Consider the following 2,005-nt stretch of genomic DNA (forward strand, 5'->3'; position numbering starts at 1 on the left):
CGAGGCTGTGTGGAAACGCGAAATGCAGGTTCGACGTGCGACGAATCTGCAGCAGAGAGTATAGAGCCGCATTGCGCTCTCGCAATCAATCAGTCGAGTGGAGAGCGCTGGGTGGCACCGTTGCCTCACTACTAGCGGCTTCTCGGTCTGTGTTGGGAACCTCGGTGCATCACGCACCCACCAGCCGCATTGCTCTCATCGTTCGCGAGAATCCCAATATGGCTATCACGCGCTTGAGGTTGTAGGCCAGTACATGCAGGCTCATCTCCGTGCTTACATTGTGCAGTCTGCGAGTCAGGAAGTGTGTGTAGCCCATCCAGTGCTTGAACGTTCCGAAGACGTGTTCAACGGTGCGTCTTCGCACCATCATCGCCTCCGGCATCCGGTCCAGTCTCCGCTGGGCGGCTTCCAGTACAGACTCATGTTCCCATCGTGTGATTCGTCGATAATCGCTTGGGGTGCATTGTGATTTGATCGCGCAACGAGGACAGGCACTGCTCCAGTATCGATGCAGTTGCATGCCATGCTCCTCACGGGTGAAGCGATGAATCGCGCGTTGTCCAGCCGGACACAGGTATTCGTCATCCCGGGCAATGTAGATGAAGTTTGCTCTGTCGAAGCGGCCATGGGCTCTTGCGCCTGACGTCAGGTTCTTCGGCAGAATGGCTGCAATGCCCGCATCCGTGCATGCTTTTATCTGCGGACCGCTGTAATACCCGCGGTCAGCGATAGCCTTCAGTCTCTTCTTGCCCATGGCATCGCGGGCAGCTTGGGCCATTGGACTGAGCTGTGCCCGGTCATGACCGGAGTTCGTTACCTCGTGCGCAACGATGAGGTGGTGCCGGGCGTCTACAGCCACCTGCACGTTGTAGCCCACCATGCCCGAGCCTCTGCCGCTCGTCGCCATGGAGCGCGCGTCAGGGTCGGTCAGCGAGAGCTGACCATCAGGCTGCGTCTTGAGTTCTTCCTTGATCTGCTCAAGGCGACGCATTTGCCCTCGCAATTGCACGATCTTCTCTTGCAGCCGGGTTGTCTTGGCTTCCAGCTCTGCCGGTCGTGTGCGGTCAGCAGTTTCCAACGCACTCAGATAGCGCTGGATGCTTTCCTCAATCTGTTGCTGCCGTTTGTCGATCTTGCCATTCGTGAAGTTACGGTCGCGGGTGTTGGATGCCTTGAACTTGCTCCCGTCAATAGCAACCAGTGCTTGTGAGAACAGCTTCAGATCACGGCACAGAACAACAAACCGGCGACAGACGTTGCGAATGCCTGTTCCATTGTCCCGCCGAAAGTCGGCTATCGTCTTGAAGTCCGGTGCCAGGCGACCCGTGAGCCACATCAACTCGACATTGCGTTGGCATTCCCGCTCCAGCCGACGACTCGATTGAATCCGGTTGAGGTAGCCGTAGATGTATATCTTCAACAGCACTGCCGGATGGTAGGAGGGGCGACCTGTCGTTGATGGTGTCACGCCATCGAAGCCCATCGATTCCAGTTCGAGCTCTTCGACAAAGGCCTCGATGATCCTCACTGGGTTATCCTCGGCAACGAAGTCATCCAGGCATTCGGGCAACAGCGTTACCTGCTTGCGGTCTTCGCCTTCTATGAATCGCTTCATCCGGTCACCCACGCTGAATGAGTCAATTCAGTCTAGGCCATCTGATGCGAGAATGTTGAATCGAGAACTTACGGCGAGAAGGTAGTGAACCTGCATGTGATCTATACACGAGACAACCGGATCCTGCTGTCACGAAAGCAATACGTATCGTGGCAAGAAATTCAGGAGGACATCGAAGACTACATGGCTTCACTGGGGCCTTGGCTACCCGAACAAACCATTGAATACTTGCAGGAAGAGCATCCGGGGCTGTCACCGGACGCGGCCGAGCAGGTATGCGCGTTCCTTTCAATGAGTGAAACAACCATCACCCTTCGTTTCAAGCCCAGCGGCACCGATGACTAGCGAGTTACTCGATGGACAAGAGTAACGTGTTTTCACACAGCCTCG

Annotated in this window: 2 protein-coding genes; one reads left to right on the forward strand and one right to left on the reverse strand. The window is 56.0% G+C overall.

The window, feature by feature from the left end:
• Positions 1-169: 169 nt before the first annotated feature.
• Positions 170-1,615, reverse strand: coding sequence for an IS1182 family transposase (locus ACLFKU_RS43120; protein ID WP_410853309.1), 1,446 nt, complete (start codon positions 1,613-1,615; stop codon positions 170-172).
• Between the two features lie 84 nt (positions 1,616-1,699).
• On the opposite strand from ACLFKU_RS43120, the gene ACLFKU_RS43125 reads away from it, so the two are divergent.
• Complete coding sequence (locus tag ACLFKU_RS43125; protein WP_111933854.1) at positions 1,700-1,960, forward strand: hypothetical protein; 261 nt, start codon at positions 1,700-1,702, stop codon at positions 1,958-1,960.
• Positions 1,961-2,005: the final 45 nt, after the last annotated feature.

The sequence above is a fragment of the Paraburkholderia sp. EG304 genome (genome assembly GCF_046543485.1).
GTDB lineage: Bacteria > Pseudomonadota > Gammaproteobacteria > Burkholderiales > Burkholderiaceae > Paraburkholderia > Paraburkholderia youngii.

Coding starts and splice junctions, on each gene's coding strand:
- ACLFKU_RS43120 (WP_410853309.1), bottom strand. CDS start 1,615: ATGAAGCGATTCATAGAAGGCGAAGACCGCAAGCAGGTAACGCTGTTG.